The organism is Erythrobacter sp. LQ02-29 (assembly GCF_022576075.2).
In the GTDB taxonomy this organism is placed as follows: domain Bacteria; phylum Pseudomonadota; class Alphaproteobacteria; order Sphingomonadales; family Sphingomonadaceae; genus Alteriqipengyuania.
This window is the reverse complement of sequence record NZ_JANCNT010000001.1, coordinates 1,039,576-1,058,503: the sequence shown is the minus strand read 5'-3', so window position 1 is coordinate 1,058,503 and position 18,928 is coordinate 1,039,576. Positions and strand designations below refer to the sequence as shown.

Genomic DNA, 18,928 nt, shown 5'->3' with positions numbered 1-18,928 from the left:
AAGCGGACCGCCAGCATTGCTTCGGCAATTAAATGATGGGTGGAAAGCAGCCGTTTTCAGTCACACACCAGAGTGCCCTCATTTTTCATTCCGGCGCGCCGCCAACCGCCTGATACAGGCCCACCAGTGTCGTCAGTTCGTCGGCTCTGGTCTGGATCTGCGACAGCTCGACGCCGAGCAGCGCGCGCTGGGCATCGACCTGCTCGATATAGGGGGTGTAGCCGGCGCGGTAGCGGTTGCGCGCATGGCGCAGCGCATCGGCGACTGCGGCGCGCTGCGCCTGTAATGCGGCCGCCTGGTCGCCGAGGTTGGCCAGCACCGCCATGCGGTCCTCGACCTCGCGAAGGGCGGTGAGAACGGTCGAGCGATAGGCCAAGGCCGCTTGGTCGCGCTGGGCGGTTGCCCCGTCCAGTTGCGCCTGCAGCCGCCCGCCCTGGAAGACCGGGGCGAGGATGCTCCCGCCGAGCGACCAGATGCCGATCGGGTCGGCGAGGAGGTCGGACAGGACGAGGCCCGCGCTCGCCCCGAGGTCCAGCGAGGGCATGAAGTCGGCGCGCGCCACGCGCATCTTGGCATCGGCGGCCGCGATCCGATATTCGGCAGCGGCGATATCGGGCCTGCGGCGGAGCAGTTCGGAAGGCAGTGTCGCCGGAGGTGCTGGCGCCTTAAGATCGGCCAGCGTGCCTCCCCGCTCGATGCTGCCGGGCAATTCCCCGGTCAGGGTCGATAGGGCGTTCTCCTGCCGCGTGATCTGCGCCTTCAGCTGCGGCACCAGCTGCGCCGTGGCCTGATATTCCGCCTCCGCCTGGCGCAGTGGCAGCTGCGAGGTATAGCCCACTTCCGCCCGGTCGCGCGCGAACTTGACCGCCTCCTGCCGGGAAGTCAGCGTTTCCTCGAGCACCGCGAGCCGCGCATCCAGTGCGAGGAGCGTGATGTAGCCGCTGGCGGTCGCGGCGGTCACCGCCAACCGGGCGGCTTCCTCGCCCGCAGCGCTCGCTGCGACGCCGGCTTCGGCGGCATCGATGCGGGCGGCGTTCTTGCCGAACAAGTCGACCTCGTAGGAAGCGCGGAAGGCAGGTCGGGCAACGACCGATTCCTGTGCCTGCCCGAAGGGCGAAACCTCGCGCCTCACGCCGCCCTCGACACCTGCGCCGAGCGAGGGGAGGAGATAGCCGCGTGAGCCCTGTTCGGTTGCACGCGCTTCCTCGACCTTGGCTGCAGCGATGCGGACATCCGGATTGTTGAGCCGTGCCTGTTCGACCAACCGGGTCAGTTGGGGGTCGCCGAAACTCGCCCACCACTGCGCCTCGACCGGCGCGGTCGTTGCCAGTTGCGTCCGCCATTCCACAGGCGGAGCAACGGCTGCGCCGACGGGGGCGTCCTGGAGCGTAGGTACACAGGCGGACAGGGCCAGGGCCGAGGTCGCGGCGAGGAGGAGCGAGCTGCGCATGGCCATCAGTCCCTCGTGTGCACCGTCGCGACGACCGACATGCCCGGCCCCAATCGCTTGGCCGCCTCCTGACCCGGATCGAGCACGATGCGGACGGCGATCCGCTGGGGCACCTTGACGAAATTGCCCGCCCCCGTGTCGGGCTTGACCAGGCTGAACTCGCTGCTGGCTGCGGGCGCGATGCTTTGCACCTTGCCGGTGAGTTGGACCCCGCCGAGCGCATCGATCTCGAGTGTGGCCCGCTGGCCGACTGCCATCCTGGAAGTCTGCGTTTCCTTGAAGTTGGCGACCACCCAGAGATCGTCGGGAACGATGTACATGAGCTGCGTCCCGGCGCTGACGAGCTGACCCACGCGGGCGGTCACCTCACTCAGCCGTCCCGAGCGCGGCGCGCGGATCTCGGTCTTCGAAAGTTCGAATTCGGCGAGGCCTTTCGATGCTTCGGCGCCCGCGACCTGTGCTTCGAGCGCACCCCTGCCAACGGTCACGGAGCGGACGTTTTCCGCTGCGATGGCACGCTGGGCCTGGGCCTGCCTTACTCCGGCCTGCGCCTGCTGCAGCGCGGCACGGGCCTGGTCGCGCTCGCGCAGCGATACCGATCCCTCGTCGACCAGTTCGGCGATCCGGTTCATGTCCGCCTGCGCCTTCTGAAGTCCGGCGCGGGCGCTGGCGACGGCGGCATCCTGCAGTTCGAGCTGCGCCTTCGCCGAACGCAAGCTCTGCGCGCTGTTGGCGAGCGTGGCTTTCTGCGCCTCGGTATTGGCCGCGCCCTGCTGGACCTTCTCCTGAAACGGGGCGTCGTCGATCCGGGCGAGGAGGTCCCCCTCCTCGACCCGTTGGAAATCCGTCACGGGAACTTCGACCAGATAGCCCGCGACTTGTGGGCTGACGATGGTGGTGCGTCCGCGGACATAGGCGTTGTTCGTCGTTTCCTTGCCGCTGTCAAAGGGCGGCAAGCCCCATGCGTAAAGCGCCGCGAGCACGCCTGCGAAGATGAGCAGCACAGCCACGCCGATCCGGCGGCGCGAGGGGTTGGGCGACCAGCCGCCTGCGGTTTCGGTCTGGGTCTCGGTTTCGATCTCGGTCTCGTCCGGTTCCGCCGTCACGGTCTCGGGACTTTCGGCCGTGGTGGATATGCTATCGTTCATTGTCGGGTCCTTGCGAGCATGGCCTCGAGGAAGGCCAGTTCCTTGGCGAGCGGGTTGCGCCCGCGGATCTTGTTGGTCAGCCAGCCGGCGAAGAGCACCGCGAAGGTCACCGCGGCGAGCGTGCCGATGAGGAAGAAGACGTCGTTGAAGGCGAGCACTGCCGCTTCGCGTCCGACTTCCTGCGAGATGGACGCTGCCGCCGCTTGCTGGCGCAGGGCCGCATCGGGCTGCAACGGCGCGGCGCGGCGGGCAGCATTCGCGAGCGCCTGTGCCAGCGGCGCGTTGCCGAGCGTCAGCGTGTTCCCGGCGTCGATCAGATGGGTCTTGAGCCGCACCGTGTGAAAGGCGGAGAGCAGGGAAATCCCCGCCAACCCGCCAAGCGATTGCGACAGCGAGAAGACGGCGATGAAGCTGATTACGTAGCTCTGCCCCGCCGCGAGCGCGCGCAGCATCCCTTCCATCATGATCGGCCCCATGGCGAAAACGGCGGCGAAGGCGATGGCGGCCTGCGTGAGATAGAGGTCCTGCGGCCGCGTCATCACCCCGGTTCGCGTGTCGGCGAAGGCGGCAATGCAGATCACCAGCACGGCAGCCAGCACCGGGCGGGTGAGATCCTTGGGATCGAGCCGGACGACCGACAGCACCATCCCGCCGCAGGTCGCGCCCGCCAGAATCCAGAAATAGCCGGTCAGCTGCTGGTTGCCGTAACCCAGCGCGGCGAACATCCCGCTGGCCCCGAAGCCCTGTTCGGCGACCAGGATGCGGACCGTCGCGCCGATGATGGCAAGGCTCAGGATTGCCCGACTGGACAGCCAGCTGAGGTCCAGCATCGGGCTCCTGCGGTTCGCCTCGATCAGGAAGCACCCGCCCAGGCCGACCACGGCGATCGCCAGCGCGAGCCCGAGCCACGGCGTGTCCCACCACTGGATGCGGCCCTGGATCAGGAAGGCGCACAGGGCACCGACGCCGACGATGAACAGCGCGATGCTGGGCATGTCGAGCGGCTCGAAGGTCTTCTTCCGGATGCCCGGTGGAAGCCGCAGCAAATAGACCAGCCCGAAGCCCAGCAGCGACAGCGCGAACTGGAACTGGAACACGCGGGTGATGTCGCCATCGACCAGCAGCGCGGGCGAAAGCGCGCGGGTGAGGGGAAAGGCGATCTGCACCAGCCCCAGCGAGATCACCAGGCCGCCCACGCGCATGGCGGCGGGCAGGCCCTGCATGAGGTAGTAGATCGACAGCGCCGACAACCCGCTCGCGGTGATCCCCGCAACCGCCCGTGCCGCGAGCTCGGGATAATATCCCGGCCCGATCATCTGGATGAAATTGGCCGCGACGAGGCTCGCCATCGCCCAGCGCACGAAAGGTTGGATGCCGAATTCCTGCCGCACGCGGAACAGCAGCATGCTCATGCAGGCATAGGTCGAATAGAAGGCGACCGTCAGCCAGCCGGCCTCGACCGGAGTCAGCGCGAATTCCGCCTGCAGGGCGCCGGTGTTCGCCAGCAGGAAGCCGTTCTGCGCACCCCCGATCAGGCCGAGCAATATGCCGATGCCAAGATAGGCTGCGCGCCTTGCGGGCGGGTGATCGGGATTGGCCGGCGAGCCAGGCAGGATCGGCATCTCGTGCGGCTTGAACCGGTAACCGGCAGCTTCATCGATCAGGACCTGGCGCTCAGTCATCGCACAGGGCTCCTTCGATCAGCACGGTTTCGAGGGCCGCGGAGAATTGGTCTTCCTCGGCGATGTCGTCGACCAGCCTCGCCAGCCGCTCGCGCCGGGCCACCGTGCTGGCCGCGGAATAGATGAAATTCGCCACTCGGAAATCGAGGTGTGCCGGTGTGGCCGGGCAGTCGCTGACTGCCTCCTGTGCGAGCTCGTTGAAGTGCCGGTGCAGGGGCAGCGACAATTCGTCGAGCAGCCATTGCGAGCGCTCGGTGTCGATGGTGATGTCGCGCAGCAGCAGGCGCGGGACTTCGGGGCGCTTCAGGAGATAGGCGAGGAACGCCTTCATCGAATGGCGCAGGCGCTCGATCGCGGGGCGGTCGCTCGTGGCGGCCAGCGTTTCTTCGAGCGCTTCGCGCAAGTCGCACGCCGCCTGCGACACAATGGATTGCCAGAGCCCGGTCTTCCCGCCGTAACGATAGGAGATGAGCGCGACATCGACCCCAGCGTCCGCGGCGACTTCGCGCAGCGAGGTCGCCTCGTAGCCCTGCGCGGCGAAGCGCTGCAGGGCGGCGCTGGCGATCGCGGCGCCGGTATCACTATCGGTGTGCTTTGGCCGTCCGCGGCCGCGTCGCTGGGTCATCTGCCGCTCCTCGAAAGCAGCAAGATGGGGCCTTTGACCCAATATTCAATAGTCGTTGAATATTCGTCCAAACTGGCGGTCGTCCCCGCGGCAAGGCGCGACCCTTACTGCAGGATAACCGCGGGATGCCGAACGGTTCCGCAGCGCACAAATTTCGCCTCTTCGAAACCGAAAGGATGGTCGCCGGTTCGAATTGCAAGGCGTGCGCAGATGCGTTCGCGTTCCCCAATGCAGCGAAAAGGCGAAGAGCATGAAAATCCTGATGGTTCTGACCAGCCACGACGAGTTGGGCGATACGGGCAAGAAGACCGGCTTCTGGCTCGAGGAGTTCGCCGCACCCTTCTATGTGCTCAAGGATGCCGGGCACGAGATCACGCTCGCCAGCCCCGCCGGCGGCCAACCTCCGCTCGATCCCAAGTCGGACGAACCCGACGCGCAAACCGATGCGACCAAACGGGTCAAGCAGGATGAGGAGGCACAGGCGCAACTCGCGGCGACCGTGAAACTGGCCGATGTCGATGTCGCGGCCTTCGACGGGGTCTTCTATCCCGGTGGCCACGGCCCGCTGTGGGATCTGGCCGAAAGCCCGGTATCGAAGGCGATCATCGAAGGTGCGCTCGAATCCGGGAAGCCGGTCGCACTGGTGTGCCATGCGCCTGCCGTGCTCAAGAACGTGACCGCGCCCGGCGGCGACCCGATCGTAAGGGATCGCAAGGTTACCGGCTTCACCAACGAGGAAGAAGAGGCAGTCGGCTTGACCGAGGTAGTGCCCTTCCTGCTCGAAGACGTGCTCAAGGAGCAGGGCGGTTCCTTCTCCAAGGCCGGCCCGTTCGAGACCCATGTGGTGGAGGATGGCCTGCTCATCACCGGCCAGAACCCGCCCTCGAGCGAGCGCGCTGCCGAAAAGCTGCTCGAAGCGCTCGCAGTTGAGGCCTGATCGGCTCCTAGGTGGACTGGGGCGGTGGCGGGAGCCCGATCCCCGCCGCTTCAGTCCAGCTTCGCCGCTTCCCGCCGCACCAAATCGACCAGTTTTTCGATCCGCTTCGACCTGCTCTTGCCCCTCGGCTCAATGAGGCGAAGCTCGAGCATGTTGGGTTCGGGGAGCTCGGCGATGGCCAGTCGATGACGGCCCGGAAATGCAAGAATGCCGCTGCGAGGAAGGACAGTGTAGCCCAGTCCTGCCGCGACCGGGGCGGGGATCTGGCCGATCTGGTTGACCCCACTCCGAATGCGTAGTCCCTCGGGGCCGCGATAGTCGTTCGCGAAATTCGCGCTTAGCACGCGGTCGGCGTAGCGCGTGCCGTCGGGGTGCTGGATGAAACCAAGCGCTTGCAGGTCCTGGAAAGTCGGAGAGCGGCCCGCCCAGTCCTGCGGGAGGATGAGATCGAGGTGCTCGTCGCACAGCCGCTCCACGCTGAGCCTGGGATGACGTGGTTCGCCGGACACGACACCGAGATCGAAAGCGCCGGATAGCACGCCCTCCACGATCCGGTCTTCGGGAGCAGCGTCGAGAACGACCGTCAGGTCGGGGGCCGATGTCATCCAGCCGATCAGGCCGGGATAGACGAGCATCGCGAAGCTGCCCGAACAGGCTAGGGCCATCTTGCCGCTGTCGGCATCTCCATCCTCGAGACTGGCGAGGAAGTCGCGTTCTTCGCGCCAGCGAGACCGGGCCAGCGCCAGCGTCTTCTCGCCAGCTTCGGTCAGCATGAAGCCCGGCGCGTCGCGCTCGACCAGTCGTGTGCCAAGCCGCTCTTCGAGCTTCGCGATGTGCTGCGACATGCCCGGCTGGGTCATGTTGAGACGCGCGGCGGCGCGAGTGAAATTTCGCTCTTCGCAGAGGATCCGGAAGGATTCGAGCCAAGTCGAATTCAGTTCGCGCATAACATGCTGTTATCACAACTATGGCATATGATAATTTCTATTTTGGTCTTGCAGGCCCGATCTTGGCTGCACCCCAACGAAAGGAACTGCAATGAAGGTATCCCCCAAGACTTTCTCGCACATCGGTCTCTCGGTCCCCGACCTCGAAGCCGCGGTTAAATTCTACACCGAGGTCCTCGGGCTCTACACGATCATGGAGCCGACCGAGGTGTTCGAGGACGAGAGCCCGATCGGTGTCATGTGCACCGACGTGTTCGGCCCGGACTGGAAATCGCTGAAGATCGCCCATCTGGCCACTGCCGACCGTGTCGGCATCGAGATTTTCGAGTTTCCGGAAAACTACGCGCCGAAGGACAATCTCGACCACAAGCGCCACGGCACCTTCCATTTCTGCGTGCAGGATCCGGACGTGGAAGGGCTGGTCGAGAAGATCGTGGCCGCCGGCGGCAAGCAGCGCATGCCGATCCGCGAATACTATCCCGGCGAGAAGCCCTATCGCATGTGCTATGTCGAAGATCCGTTCGGCATCGTCTTCGAAGTCTACAGCCACAGCTACGAGCTAACCTATTCGGAAGGCGCTTATTCGTGATGGGGAACCCCGGCGGCGCAGAAGCGCCTGCTTCGCCGGGGTCAACGCCAAAACCAGAGCGCGAACCGTATCCCAGGCAACACGACAGGCGAACTTGCAACGCTCGACCGCCCATTCGAAGGGGCGCGACAGATGGCGTCAGTCTAATGGCGGCTTCGGAGGCCCAAGCTCCTATGAGCGGACAGTCTCCTGCCGGCCCAGTTTCGGCCATTCCGGTACCTTTCCACAGCTAATGTCGGTGCGAGTGTAGGCATATCTAACCTGCTCAAATTTGCGCGACCGGGTATTGCAAGATGCGCAATCAGATCTGTTCTTTGCGTTTCAACCGAGTTTTTCCAGGAATTCATCGTTGGGCATCTCGATTTCAACTACAATGCAATCCCTTGCCGCGTGTACTTCTTTTATGGTCGCTTCGAATTTCAACCCTTCAATCTGAAGTAGAGTATGTAGTGGCCGTCCGACACAGGACGAAAGGGTTGTCACAGGTAGGTTGGAAGGGTGCGAAAGTACGACCCTTCTGCCATCGATCCAGCCCCGGCCGTTGCGCATTTCGAGCGAGCACTCGAGCGTTCCTCTCGACCAATAGAACCGCCCTGCGGAAAACGGGAGAGAGCCATCGATCGATGTGAAGGGTTGATCACCATTTTCATTGAAAAGCGACGGCAGGTCGTCCGGGCTGATGTCAGCGAGCTCGAGAACGTGGGCGGAAAGACCTGTAATCTTCCGTCGATAAGATCCCAGCTCGTCGACTGTCAGGGCCGCGACGATGCGATCATGTTCGCGAAGGTCGAAATCAATCGCCTCGATCAGCTCTTCGATATCGGAAGCGCTTCGCCTTGATCGGGTTGTCGAGAAATCGTGATTGAGCCGAAGAAACTCGGCATGAAATAGCAGACCGTCATGAGGCCCCGCCGCAAAATCCAGCCTTTCCAAGGAAGCCTCCGGTCTTTTCGCAAACCTTGACTGGAGATCGCTGTGGGTATCGACCCAGATCTGATCGTACATCGCCGCGTCCGCGAGCATCAGTCCGATGGATCGGGCAAGCGATGCCTCAATCACGCGCTCGTCGGGATTGGATTGAGGATCTATCGGAATGAGAAGCCGAGGTCCCGATCCAGATGCCTGCTGGCAGTCGAGCACACTTAAGGCAATATTAGTGAACCCGTGACCGCCCGCTAGTTCCATGGGGAAGGATTGCTCGAAGCCCATCCGACGCAAGACCTTGCGGAAGGCATGCTCGTACCCTTGAGCGTTTGTCCAAACTGCGCGCCGGTCCATCTCATCGTTCGTAAACACGATCTTCTGGACACGGTTCGAATGCATCGACGTGTGTGAGTTGGACATAATAGCACCTCTACCGGCAAGAACTTCGAACCGGTTATAGGTCGCTCGCGACATGCAGCCCAAGCACCTCGGAGTTTAGGATCCGTGATGTCAGCTTTGCGCCCTCCTTTCCGCCATTCAACGGGCTGTGCTCTCTCTCCGAGAGCCGTCGTTCGTTAGGCTCACTTTTAATGTTCGGAATTCGCTCCAGCGTCTCTTCTCCCAGCCCGATAGTCTGGGAGAGGAGGATCTGATGTCATTCCCCTGACCTCGACATCTTCGATTTTCTCTCTGACAGGCCCGAGGTCGCGACTGAGTCCGCGAAAGACCGCTTCCCCTTCGATCAGAGAATTTTCGATCGCCGGAATGCCGCTCTTTGCCTGGGAAAGCTTATTCTCAGCGTTCTGTACCCCTTCGCGGAATTGGCGAAGACGTCTTCGCGCGCTGGTGGAAGCGCTTCCGTCGGAAATTCGGCGATCTGCGTCTCGAAGATCATTTCCCCATCCACCGACCCGTTGCCGCAAGTCCGACAGTCTTCCTTTTGTTGAGGCCAAATCTTCGTCCCATCCTTCCGCGTCCGATGCCAGATCGGCCGTCGTGACTCGAAGCCGGGCAAGATCCGAGGTGATCGCCCGCTGCTTTTCTGGTTCCAGTCCTTCGTTCAAAGCGCGGACACTGTTTGCCACGCTCTCGACGGTAGCGGTCGCATTCCCCCCAAAAAGTCCGGTTCCGTCCGAGGCCGGGATGATCTTCCTTCCTGAATTGTCGGCGTATATGCCTTGACGGCCCCTTCGACCCTCGAGCACCAGCGCGGCCTCGCCGGTTATCAGGTTGGTACTGATTGTCGCTTCAAGGCCGTCAACTTTCGCTGCATCAGGATCGAGAGTCAGCACAACGAGAACGTTTCCCGGTCCATTTTCCGCCAGGCGGACCGATGTTACCCGACCCACAGGAACACCCGACAATGTTACGGTCGACCCCGGCTGAAGGCCTTCCACGGAGCGATCAAACCTGACGAGATATGTTTCCTGATTGGGCGTGGGATCGAGAAGCCACACCGCAAAAGCGATGGTGGCAAGCATCAGAATGCCAACGATCCACCCCACTAAGGAAAAGTTTGCGTTAGTTTCCATCTTGCACGCAAACAGGGATTTTTCCGTCCGGCAGAGGTGCCGAAACATTGAAAGTTCGCGCCCCGCGTGCTCCTAGGGTGTCCGCCACAGTACCTGACCGAGGTTGGCCTTGTGGCGCAATCATTAGGGTCACAGTTTTACAGGGTGAGTTTCGACCAGGAAACGCTGTACTGCGTCGCCGAACGCATCGTTCTCGTCGCCCGCGACCATATGCGACGCACCAGCGATATCGCTGAATTTTGCATGGGGAACCAGTTTCCGGAATTCAGCGGCGCCTTCGGGAGAAACAAGGTCGCTAGATCCACCGCGCACGAGATGGACCGGGAGCGACAGCGCCGACGCAGCCTGAACAAGCTCGGTCGACCCGGCGGAAACGTCGTCGGTAATGGTGCGTCGGCGCGTAACGTTCTCGACGAATGCCGGATCCCAGTGCCAATAATACCGCCCGTCCCGTGCCTTTCGAAGGTAACTCTTCAATCCCGAGGAACTTTGCCGTCTCTCGCGGTGCGGCAGATATGCTGCGATTGAAGCGGAAGCGTGCTCGGGCGATTCGAACCCTTCTCGGGCGTGCTGCGCCATGAAGCCGAGGACCCGCGCGACCCCGTTCGCTTCCATTTGCGGCGTAATGTCTACGAGGGTTAGCGAGGCGAACGTGCCGGGCGCGATCGTGCCCTCGGCCACAAGGCCCGCCAATCCTCCCAGCGACGCACCGATCAGCGCCGGATTGCGCTCGAAACTCTGCGCAACTGCAACGAGATCCCGGCCGAAATCGTGCACATCATAAGCGCCGGTCGGGGACCATGGACTTTCGCCATGCCCTCTGAGATCGAGGGCAATCGCTCGGTATCCGGCCCGGCCCAGGCGAGTGCCGACCTTTCTCCAGGCGCGCCGTGTCTGTCCGCCTCCATGAGCCAGAAGCACAGGGAAACCGTCAGCCGGTCCGAATGTACTTGCGACAAGCGTCAGGCCGTCGGCACCAGGAAGCAACAGGCGATCCTCGTTCACGAGCGCGGCCTCCGGGCAAGAAAAAAGAATGTCAGCGCCGCCAAGGCACAGCCAATGGCTGCAATTATCGATAGGTCTGCCAGGATAGCTGCCGATACGATGAGCGCTGCCGCAATCAGGTCGCTGGAACGCATGGGCGCCGCACCTGACGGCCTTTCCAGTCGCGCAAGATCCTGAGGATCCAACCGGATCGGCAGCTGTCCGCGGCGAGCGATCGACGCCAGGTTCTCGACGATCTCCGGGGTGCCGAGAAGCGCGCGTATCAGCGTCGATGCTGTCCGCCGGGCATTTCCGCGCAGGTTTGCCAGGCTGGCGCGCTCCATCAGCAGTTGTTTGCCGATCGGAGCAAGTTCGGACGTTATGTCGAAGCGCGGGTCAAGACGGCGTACGAACCCCTCGGCGGTGAGCAGCGTGCGCAGCATCAAGGCGAGGTCGCCGGGTAGGGCCAGTTGGTAAGTCCGCAGAAGATCGAATACATCGGCGAAAATGCCAGACAGGTCGATCTGGTCGAGAAGCGTGTTGCGAAACTTGCCGACCAATTGATTAAGCGATGCCTTCAGCGCCTCACGATCGACCGCCGGATTGCCTGCCCACTGAAGGAGAACATCGACCAGATCGTCGATATCTTCTCCGGCGATCGCCAGTGACAGGCGCACCAGTTCGTCCCGCCGCTCTGGCAGCAGAGTGCCTACCGCGCCAAAGTCGATGAACACCAAGGTCCCGTCGGGGCGGATCAGCACATTGCCCGGATGCGGATCGGCGTGGAAGCGACCGTTGAAGATTATCATGCTCAGCACCGCGCGTGAATAGCCGCGCGCGACGGACGTAAAATCCACGCCGGCGTCCCTCAGTGTGGCCAAGTCGGTCGCCGGGATCGCGTCGACCCGCTCCTGGACATTGAGACTGCGCCCGCTCACCTCGTTGTCGAAGTGGGCTGTCTCGATCCCGAACCGTGCAAGATAGCTGCCGATCTCCGCACTCGCGCGTGCTTCAGCGCCCAGATCCATCTCACGATCGAGGCTTTCGGCGAAGAACCGCAACAGCTCATCGGGCCTCTGTCTTTCGACAAGGGGACTGGCGCGTTGTGCCAATCGGGCAATGCGCCGCAGTAAACGCATGTCGGCATCCACGACACTTTCGATTCCCGGTCGCCGGATCTTGACGATGACCGGTACGCCGTCGCTCCGTATTCCTGCGTGCACCTGCGCTATAGAGCCCGCCGCGATCGGCTCCCGATCCAGCTCACGAAAATACTGGCCGGAGTCTTCCCCGAGAGCATGGGTGAGCGGAGCCTCGACACGCTCGAACGGTACACCCGGAACGCGATCGTGCAGCTGCGATAGCGCTGCCGTCCAATCCGGCCCCAAGAGATCGCTTCGCATCGCGAGGATCTGGCCAAGCTTGGTCGCGACTGGTCCCAGTTCGCGCAGTGCCTCGACCAGGGCTTCCGGGCGCGTCGGATGTGCATTGGTTTGAGATCGGCCGGATCCCAACGCGGACACGATGCCGCCCAGCCCGTGACGGCCGAGAATTGCTATGACCTGCGCAAGCCGCTTCCGGTCACTCATGCGCGAAGGCGGCATGTCTGCCATCAGAGAGCATCCCGCCGTACGTTTTCGCTGACCATCTCCAAAAGCGAATGCAAAGTACTCTTCTGTTGCGGCGTCATTCCGCTCCATATTCGCAGGTGGGTCGCGTCTGCGGCCCGTCTGAGGTCAGGGAGTATTTCCTCAACCCGTCTCGTCAGGCCGAGACTCCAAGACCGCCCGTCCGCCGGGTCACGGCGGCGCTCGATAAAGCCTTTCTGGGTCAAGGCGGTGACCGCCAAGCCAATGGTGGCGGATTCGAGTTCGAGGCGCCTGGCGATGTCGGTCTGGTTCAGGGCAGGATCTTTGATGAGCTGCGCCAGCACACGCCACTGCGTACGATTGAGGCCAAGCGGCTGTGCCCGGTCATCGAATGCCTTGCGCGCGGCGCGACTGATCTCGTCCATCATGAAGATCGCTCGATCATCGTCGGTGATGACATTGTCGAGTGCGAGAGTGTCCTCGTCTTCCGTCATGAGTGGGTCCTATCGATCAGGAAAAAATAGTAAAGGACTTTCGTATTTTATTTTGACCGCTATATCGCTCGTGCAACGGGCCAAACGATGGCGAGGAGCGAAATTACCATGGCGGACGAGACAGCAGGCGATAGCGATCAAGGCGAACGTCCGAAGGGGTTGTCCAGTCCGCGGGTCCGGCTTGGTCTGCTGATCGCCGTCATTCTGGTCCTGCTCGCCGGGGGCTACTGGTATTACAATCATCAGACGTACGGCCGATTCCAGCAGTCCACCGACAACGCTTATATCGCCGCCGACAGCGTCATCATCTCCCCCAAAATTGCCGGCTATGTCGAGCGCGTACTGGTGACCGAGAATCAAACGGTTGCGTCGGGCGATGCACTTGTGCAGCTGGACGTGCGGGATTATCGCGCCCAGACCAGCCAGGTCGAAGCCCAGATCGCGGCGTCGCTCGCCGGAGCTGATACGGTTCGCGCACAACAGCGAGAGCAGGATGCGGCTATCGAGCAGGCCCGTGCCCAACTTGCCGCGGCATCTGCGCAGGCCGGTCTGGCTGCGGAGCAGGTTGCGCGTTATCGCCCCCTTGCCGCTTCCGGAGCGGAGCCGCGCGAAAGGCTCGACCAGCTGCAGGCCCAGGCCAGAGAAGCGCAAGCCCAGGTCGCGGCGGCGCGCGCCGCGCTCACGGCTGCACAGCGGCGGCAAGGCACGCTGGGCGAACAGATAGACCAGGCCAATTCGCAAGCCAACGCAGCTCGTGCGCAGCTTGAGGCGGCCCGCCTGAACCTGTCGTCGACCACGCTCAGGGCGAGCATTTCCGGGCGGGTGGGTGACCTCACGGTCCGGCCCGGACAATTTGTCCAGCCCGGCCAGCGCCTGATGAGCGTGGTTCCCACCGACCGTCTTTATGTGACGGCGAATTTTAAGGAAACGCAGCTCGGCCTCGTCCGCCCCGGGCAACCCGTCACCCTGGAAATCGACGCGCTGCCCGATCTCGAGTTATCGGGGAGAGTGGAAAGCATCGCCCCCGGGACCGGGGCGGAATTCTCGATCCTACCTCCGCAAAACGCGACGGGTAATTTCACCAAGATCGTTCAGCGCGTGCCGGTCCGCATATCCATCGAGGCTTCGCCCGAGATCCTGCGTCTGCTGGTGCCGGGCATGTCTGTTGTCGCGAGTGTCGATACGCGCGCCGCCAGAGACGAACTCGATTCGATCCGCAACGCGGCCGGAGACTGACCGATGGCAGGCGCCGCTGGAGCGGTTTCGCCGCCGGTCGAAAAGGCCGATGCTACGGCCTGGATCGCCGTAGCCGCCGGTGCGCTGGGGGCGATGCTAGCAACGCTTGACATCTCGATCGTCAATTCGGCGCTGCCGACGATCCAGGGGGAAATCGGCGCGACCGGAACCGAGGGCACCTGGATCGCGACAGCCTTCCTTGTTGCCGAGATCATCGTCATCCCTCTGAGCGCGTGGCTGGAAAGACTGCTCGGCCTTCGCACGCTGCTCATCGTCGCGGTTTCTGCCTTCACGGCCTTTTCGGTGTTGTGCGGCATTGCCACCGATCTGACGACGATGATCATCGGTCGCACCGGTCAAGGGTTCATGGGCGGCGCGCTTATTCCAACCGCCATGACCATCGTCGCAAAGCGACTGCCTCCATCGCAACAGCCGATCGGCATGGCGCTCTTCGGAATGACCGTGGTTCTTGGGCCGGTAATGGGCCCGTTGGTGGGGGGCTGGCTTACCGAGAACCTGAGCTGGCACTACGCCTTCTTCGTCAACGTGCCCGTCTGCGCGTTGCTCCTTGCTTTACTATTCATCGGGCTACCCCATGAAAAGCCCGACTGGGTTTACCTGCGCGAGGCTGATTGGGCGGGAATAGCTGGTATGATCCTTGGGTTGGGTGGGCTGACCATCGTGCTTGAAGAAGGCCACCGTGAGGAGTGGTTCGATTCCACGCTGATCGTCCAGCTCACACTGATGACGGTCGTGGGATTTGCACTTCTGACCTACGGACAGCTTTACGCGCGCAAACCGGTGCTCAAATTGCGCCTGATGCTCAGCAGGCAGTTTGCCAGCGTCGTGGTGATGGCACTGGCGCTCGGCATGGTCATGTATGGCTCGACCTACGTGATCCCGCAATTTCTTGCGATAATCTCCGATTACAACGCCTTGCAGACTGGGTTCGTAATCTTCTGGATGGGTGTTCCGGCCTTCTTGCTGATGCCTGTGCTGCCCTTCATGATACGAAGGATTCACATCCGGATTGCTGTGGGCGCGGGCATGTTCATCATGGCGCTAAGCTGTTTCGTCAGCATAAATCTGACAGCGGAATCGGGAGGTGGAGTGTTCACCGAAAGCCAGTTCCTGCGTGGCATCGGCATGATCCTCACGATGATGTTCCTCAACCAGGCGACGGTAGCTTCGGTTGCCAAGGAGGATGCCGGCGATGCTTCCGGGATCTTCAACGCGGCGCGAAACCTCGGGGGCTCGTTCGCGCTCGCGGGGCTCGCCTCGTTCCAGGATCAGCGCCTGTGGCATCATAGTCGGCGCATGGAAGAAACCCTCAACGCTAACAGCCCCCGACTACAGGAATATCTGGATGGCATGACGGCGTCGCTGGGCAGCCCACAGGCCGCGCTGGAGATGCTTTCCCGCATCATTCAGCGCGATGCGTTCGTGATGACCTACAACGATGTCTTTTTCGCCATGGGCGCGATTACCCTGGTCACGGTGCCGCTGGTACTGTTCCTCAAGCCTCTCCCGAAGAACGTATCCCTTTCGATGCACTGAGAACTCTATGCGCAAGACCCTAACCCTCCTCGCTCCCATGGCGCTCCTCGCGGGTTGCATGTCCGGTCCCGACTATGCCGGTCCCCCGCAACTTGCGACCGCCGCAGGCAATGCGTTCGTACGGGCCGGGCCCGAAATCGATCCGTTAGCGCCGATTGCCGGCGACTGGTGGACGTTGCTCGGCGATCCGGTTCTCAATGAACTGGAGGCGCGCGCGCTGGCCGGCAATCCGGGCGTGGCCGCGGCGCGCGCTCGCATCGAACAGGCAAGGGCTGCTGTCCGCCAGGAACGCGCCAACCGGCTACCCGCCGTGGCTGCGCAGGCGACTGCGGTCCAGGCGAATATCCCAGGGCTAGATATCGGCAGCGGCCCGCCACCGGGATCGCCCGGCGCTCCTGCTGACGACGAAGAGCAGGACAGCCTCAGCGTCTACAACGTCGGGCTCAACGCAAACTGGGAGATCGATTTCGCTGGGGGGCAGGCACGGCGTGTCGAGGCCATTAACGCTCAGGCTGCGGCCTCGGTGGCGAACGCCGAGGATGCGAAAGTCCAGCTCGCCGCCGAAGTCGCGCGGGCGTATGTGAGCCTGCGAGAAGCGCAGGGGCGGCTCGAGCTTGTCGAGCGAGAACGGGAATTGCAGCAGCAGATTCTCGAACTGACCTATCAGCGCTATACACAGGGCACTCTCCCACTGTTTCCGGTCGGTGACGCGAACGCCGAGCTCGAACTGCTCAAGTCGCAGATCGCGGAAGCTCAAGCGGACATCGATGTGTTCAAGGACACGCTCGCAGTGCTGACGGGCGAAGCGCCCGGCGCACTCGACGGGCTCCTGGCGGCTCAGGCCGAAATTCCGCTTCCCCCCGAACGGGTCGCGGTGGGCGATCCCGCAGCGCTGATAGCGCGGCGGCCGGATGTTCGAGCCGCCGAACGCACGCTGGCCGCGGCGAATGCGCGCATTGGCGTGGCAGAGGCTGCTCGTTTCCCTAAGCTTTCCTTCATGGGGATTCTCGGTTTGGGCGGATCAGAGCCGGACGACATCCTGGACCCGGGCAACTTATCGGCAATCGCTTTGCCGCGGCTGCAGTGGAACCTGCTTGACTTCGGCCGCACGGCAGCATCGATCGATCAGGCCGAGAGTGCGCGCGACGAGGCCGAAGCGCGTTATGTTGAAGTGGTCCTTGGCGCACTGCGCGACGCCGAACAATCGCTTGCCCGGTTCGGGCAACAAAGAGCCAACGTAGCCGCGCTGGCGCAGATCAGTCGACAGGCCGACACGGCTGCGGAGCTTAACGAGCAACGCCGCGCCGCGGGGGTAATCTCGCAAGGCGAACTCAACACTTCGATCCGCCAGCGCGAACAGGCCAGAGCAAATCTCGATCGGGCGATCGCCGCCATGACAAATGGCTGGATCGCGATCCAGAAGTCCTTGGGATTGGGATGGAGGGAGCCCTGAACGGTAGGCCCTAGGCTTGGGATCGAAGGGGATCACCTTAGTACGATGAGGGAGTACATTTCGATGCCCTATAGAGAGGGGAATCGCCTTAAAGCGGGCCTTCCGCACTCGGCCCAGAAGCCGCCGACCCTCTGGGTGGAAACGAGATGTTCTACCGAACGGCTCGAACGGGGTGGGAAGCGAAATGTCGGCCTATAATCCAAAAGCCGCAAGAACGGTCGCAATCAGATTAGGCCATGACCCCCTATTGGGCTGGTCTCGGCTATTCGCTCCATTCCCGCGATAAGGGGCCTTCCTCTGCCTATGGCTTCCTGCACCGAATTGAGAGAGAGCGAAGCGGAGTGAGCTTCTGCATCAGTCCAAACTTCCGTTATCCAAAGAGCGTGCGCATCGTCGGTCGTCGCCGCCACGATGTAGGACAGGTTGCCTGGCATATCGCGCAAACCCTCAAGCAGAATCTCAGCCAGCGCATCGCGCTGTCCATCAACTGCGATTATTTTGCCGATCAATCCGTACATAGGCTTACCTTCAGTTGTGCGGCCAAGCATAAGCGGCACGCAGGCGGCCATCGACCCGCTCAAAATTGCCGCGATAAAGCTGCGCTTAGAAAATTCCATGCTGATTTCATAACTATCACAGCGGCCCACTGCTAGTAACGCCCGCTCAGCCGCACGGCCTGTCGCATCCTATCTGTCCACAACGGGGTCGTGAGGAGACTGGCGGCTGCCGAGTGCCCGAGCGGCCAACTTCTGAGGTGCCGCCGCCAGGAGCGGACAGTCGGCAATCGGCCCACCTCCTGCCATTCCCAAGCACTTTCCACAGCAATCTCGCTTGACGGTGTAGCCGTATCGAACCTGCTGATGGTCGGGCCGCCGGGCGCAGGGAAAAGCCTGCTCGCCAGCTGCCTGCCCGGCATCCTGCCGCCGCTTTCCGCCGGGGAAGCGCTGGAGGTGAGCATGGTGCAATCGGTCGCCGGCACGCTGGAGGGCGGACGGATGAGCCGCACCCGCCCATTCCGCGCGCCACACCATTCGGCCAGCATGGCGGCGCTGACCGGCGGCGGGCTGAAGGTGAAGCCGGGAGAGGTCTCCCTCGCGCATCTGGGGGTGCTGTTCCTCGACGAGCTGCCCGAATTCCAGCGCGCGGTGCTCGATTCGCTGCGTCAGCCGCTGGAGACGGGCAAGGTCGACGTCGCGCGCGCCAACGCGCATGTCAGCTTCCCCGCCCGGGTTCAGCTGGTCGCGGCGATGAACCCGTGCCGCTGCGGCCATCTGGGCGACCCCGCGCTCGCCTGCAGCCGCGCGCCGCGCTGCGCCGCCGACTACCAGAGCAAGGTATCGGGCCCGATGCTCGACCGGATCGATCTGCATGTGGAGGTCGACCCCGTCAGCGCCGCCGACCTCGCTCTACCCCCACCTGCGGAGGGCAGCGCCGAAGTCGCCGCGCGGGTCGCCGAGGCCCGCCGCCGCCAGACCGCCCGCGGCGAAGCGAGCGGCGCGCGCACCAATGCAGAGCTGGACGGCGATGCGCTCGAAGCCTTCGCCACCCCGGACGAGGCGGGCCGCAAACTGCTGATGCAGGCGGCCGAGGCGATGCGCCTCTCCGCGCGCGGCTACACCCGGATGCTGAGGGTCGCGCGCACCATCGCCGACCTCGCCGGCGCGGAGAATGTGGGGCGCATCCACGTGGCGGAAGCGCTGAGCTACCGCCGGATGGGGGTGCGGGGGTGAGAACTTATTGACTTTTAGTTCTGAAAGTTTTTGCTGCGCCAAATTCAGGGG

At 63.1% G+C, this 18,928-nt stretch carries 16 protein-coding genes and 1 pseudogene; 6 read left to right on the top strand and 11 right to left on the bottom strand.

The window, feature by feature from the left end:
* Positions 1-85: 85 nt before the first annotated feature.
* From MKP08_RS05175 to MKP08_RS05160, 4 genes are read right to left on the bottom strand one after another with little or no spacing between them, the layout of a single operon-like run.
* Positions 86-1,456 carry an efflux transporter outer membrane subunit gene (locus MKP08_RS05175; RefSeq protein ID WP_306300124.1) on the bottom strand — a complete coding sequence of 457 codons (1,371 nt, stop codon included), beginning with the start codon at positions 1,454-1,456 and terminating at the stop codon, positions 86-88.
* Complete coding sequence (locus MKP08_RS05170) at positions 1,456-2,598, bottom strand: HlyD family secretion protein (protein ID WP_241555184.1); 1,143 nt, start codon at positions 2,596-2,598, stop codon at positions 1,456-1,458. The genes MKP08_RS05175 and MKP08_RS05170 overlap by 1 nt, the downstream gene beginning before the upstream one ends.
* Complete coding sequence (locus MKP08_RS05165) at positions 2,595-4,280, bottom strand: MFS transporter (RefSeq protein WP_241555183.1); 1,686 nt, start codon at positions 4,278-4,280, stop codon at positions 2,595-2,597. Before MKP08_RS05165 ends, MKP08_RS05170 begins: the two co-directional genes overlap by 4 nt.
* The gene (locus MKP08_RS05160) at positions 4,273-4,905 is read right to left on the bottom strand and encodes a TetR/AcrR family transcriptional regulator (RefSeq protein ID WP_241555182.1); all 633 of its coding nucleotides are present in this window, start codon (positions 4,903-4,905) and stop codon (positions 4,273-4,275) included. Before MKP08_RS05160 ends, MKP08_RS05165 begins: the two co-directional genes overlap by 8 nt.
* Before the next feature lie 250 nt (positions 4,906-5,155).
* Here MKP08_RS05160 and MKP08_RS05155 point away from each other — a divergent pair, with 250 nt between their 5' ends.
* Positions 5,156-5,842, top strand: a complete 687-nt coding sequence (locus MKP08_RS05155; protein ID WP_241555181.1) for a type 1 glutamine amidotransferase domain-containing protein — start codon at positions 5,156-5,158, stop codon at positions 5,840-5,842.
* Between the two features lie 50 nt (positions 5,843-5,892).
* Here the strand turns inward: MKP08_RS05155 and MKP08_RS05150 are convergent, their stop codons facing one another.
* A complete protein-coding gene (locus MKP08_RS05150) occupies positions 5,893-6,789 on the bottom strand; it encodes a LysR family transcriptional regulator (RefSeq protein ID WP_241555180.1) in 897 nt (298 codons plus the stop codon).
* A 91-nt stretch (positions 6,790-6,880) separates the two neighbouring features.
* On the opposite strand from MKP08_RS05150, the gene MKP08_RS05145 reads away from it, so the two are divergent.
* Positions 6,881-7,378 carry a lactoylglutathione lyase family protein gene (locus MKP08_RS05145; protein ID WP_241555179.1) on the top strand — a complete coding sequence of 166 codons (498 nt, stop codon included), beginning with the start codon at positions 6,881-6,883 and terminating at the stop codon, positions 7,376-7,378.
* A gap of 321 nt (positions 7,379-7,699) precedes the next feature.
* On the opposite strand, the gene MKP08_RS05140 is transcribed toward MKP08_RS05145, so the two are convergent.
* The 5 genes from MKP08_RS05140 to MKP08_RS05120 all read right to left on the bottom strand — a co-directional run bounded on the left by MKP08_RS05140 (position 7,700) and on the right by MKP08_RS05120 (position 12,901).
* Positions 7,700-8,722 carry a hypothetical protein gene (locus tag MKP08_RS05140; RefSeq protein ID WP_241555178.1) on the bottom strand — a complete coding sequence of 341 codons (1,023 nt, stop codon included), beginning with the start codon at positions 8,720-8,722 and terminating at the stop codon, positions 7,700-7,702.
* A gap of 167 nt (positions 8,723-8,889) precedes the next feature.
* Positions 8,890-9,783 carry an MlaD family protein gene (locus MKP08_RS05135; RefSeq protein WP_241555177.1) on the bottom strand — a complete coding sequence of 298 codons (894 nt, stop codon included), beginning with the start codon at positions 9,781-9,783 and terminating at the stop codon, positions 8,890-8,892.
* Positions 9,784-9,963: 180 nt separating this feature from the next.
* Complete coding sequence (locus tag MKP08_RS05130) at positions 9,964-10,839, bottom strand: alpha/beta fold hydrolase (RefSeq protein ID WP_187335529.1); 876 nt, start codon at positions 10,837-10,839, stop codon at positions 9,964-9,966.
* Positions 10,836-12,431: an AarF/ABC1/UbiB kinase family protein gene (locus tag MKP08_RS05125; RefSeq protein WP_187337189.1), complete on the bottom strand. Its 1,596-nt coding sequence runs from the start codon at positions 12,429-12,431 to the stop codon at positions 10,836-10,838. The genes MKP08_RS05130 and MKP08_RS05125 overlap by 4 nt, the downstream gene beginning before the upstream one ends.
* Positions 12,431-12,901, bottom strand: coding sequence for a MarR family winged helix-turn-helix transcriptional regulator (locus tag MKP08_RS05120; RefSeq protein WP_215227341.1), 471 nt, complete (start codon positions 12,899-12,901; stop codon positions 12,431-12,433). The genes MKP08_RS05125 and MKP08_RS05120 overlap by 1 nt, the downstream gene beginning before the upstream one ends.
* Positions 12,902-12,988: 87 nt before the next feature.
* On the opposite strand from MKP08_RS05120, the gene MKP08_RS05115 reads away from it, so the two are divergent.
* Genes MKP08_RS05115 through MKP08_RS05105 form a run of 3 tightly spaced genes read left to right on the top strand, consistent with a single transcriptional unit; the run spans position 12,989 to position 17,147 of the window.
* Complete coding sequence (locus MKP08_RS05115; protein ID WP_221543370.1) at positions 12,989-14,137, top strand: HlyD family secretion protein; 1,149 nt, start codon at positions 12,989-12,991, stop codon at positions 14,135-14,137.
* 3 nt (positions 14,138-14,140) lie between these two features.
* Positions 14,141-15,694: a DHA2 family efflux MFS transporter permease subunit gene (locus MKP08_RS05110; protein ID WP_221543371.1), complete on the top strand. Its 1,554-nt coding sequence runs from the start codon at positions 14,141-14,143 to the stop codon at positions 15,692-15,694.
* 37 nt (positions 15,695-15,731) lie between these two features.
* Positions 15,732-17,147, top strand: coding sequence for an efflux transporter outer membrane subunit (locus tag MKP08_RS05105; protein ID WP_221544110.1), 1,416 nt, complete (start codon positions 15,732-15,734; stop codon positions 17,145-17,147).
* Positions 17,148-17,371: 224 nt separating this feature from the next.
* Here the strand turns inward: MKP08_RS05105 and MKP08_RS05100 are convergent, their stop codons facing one another.
* A complete protein-coding gene (locus MKP08_RS05100; protein WP_241555175.1) occupies positions 17,372-17,764 on the bottom strand; it encodes a putative quinol monooxygenase in 393 nt (130 codons plus the stop codon).
* A 231-nt stretch (positions 17,765-17,995) separates the two neighbouring features.
* Here MKP08_RS05100 and MKP08_RS05095 point away from each other — a divergent pair.
* Positions 17,996-18,877, top strand: a pseudogene (locus MKP08_RS05095) (YifB family Mg chelatase-like AAA ATPase); the annotation flags it as partial.
* Positions 18,878-18,928: the final 51 nt, after the last annotated feature.

Bases quoted from the DNA above. Each gene is read 5' to 3' on its own strand.
- MKP08_RS05175 (WP_306300124.1), bottom strand. From the start codon at position 1,456: ATGGCCATGCGCAGCTCGCTCCTCCTCGCCGCGACCTCGGCCCTGGCC.
- MKP08_RS05170 (WP_241555184.1), bottom strand. From the start codon at position 2,598: ATGAACGATAGCATATCCACCACGGCCGAAAGTCCCGAGACCGTGACG.
- MKP08_RS05165 (WP_241555183.1), bottom strand. From the start codon at position 4,280: ATGACTGAGCGCCAGGTCCTGATCGATGAAGCTGCCGGTTACCGGTTC.
- MKP08_RS05160 (WP_241555182.1), bottom strand. From the start codon at position 4,905: ATGACCCAGCGACGCGGCCGCGGACGGCCAAAGCACACCGATAGTGAT.
- MKP08_RS05155 (WP_241555181.1), top strand. From the start codon at position 5,156: ATGAAAATCCTGATGGTTCTGACCAGCCACGACGAGTTGGGCGATACG.
- MKP08_RS05150 (WP_241555180.1), bottom strand. From the start codon at position 6,789: ATGCGCGAACTGAATTCGACTTGGCTCGAATCCTTCCGGATCCTCTGC.
- MKP08_RS05145 (WP_241555179.1), top strand. From the start codon at position 6,881: ATGAAGGTATCCCCCAAGACTTTCTCGCACATCGGTCTCTCGGTCCCC.
- MKP08_RS05140 (WP_241555178.1), bottom strand. From the start codon at position 8,722: ATGTCCAACTCACACACGTCGATGCATTCGAACCGTGTCCAGAAGATC.
- MKP08_RS05135 (WP_241555177.1), bottom strand. From the start codon at position 9,783: ATGCTTGCCACCATCGCTTTTGCGGTGTGGCTTCTCGATCCCACGCCC.
- MKP08_RS05125 (WP_187337189.1), bottom strand. From the start codon at position 12,431: ATGGCAGACATGCCGCCTTCGCGCATGAGTGACCGGAAGCGGCTTGCG.
- MKP08_RS05120 (WP_215227341.1), bottom strand. From the start codon at position 12,901: ATGACGGAAGACGAGGACACTCTCGCACTCGACAATGTCATCACCGAC.
- MKP08_RS05115 (WP_221543370.1), top strand. From the start codon at position 12,989: ATGGCGAGGAGCGAAATTACCATGGCGGACGAGACAGCAGGCGATAGC.
- MKP08_RS05110 (WP_221543371.1), top strand. From the start codon at position 14,141: ATGGCAGGCGCCGCTGGAGCGGTTTCGCCGCCGGTCGAAAAGGCCGAT.
- MKP08_RS05105 (WP_221544110.1), top strand. From the start codon at position 15,732: ATGGCGCTCCTCGCGGGTTGCATGTCCGGTCCCGACTATGCCGGTCCC.
- MKP08_RS05100 (WP_241555175.1), bottom strand. From the start codon at position 17,764: ATGGAATTTTCTAAGCGCAGCTTTATCGCGGCAATTTTGAGCGGGTCG.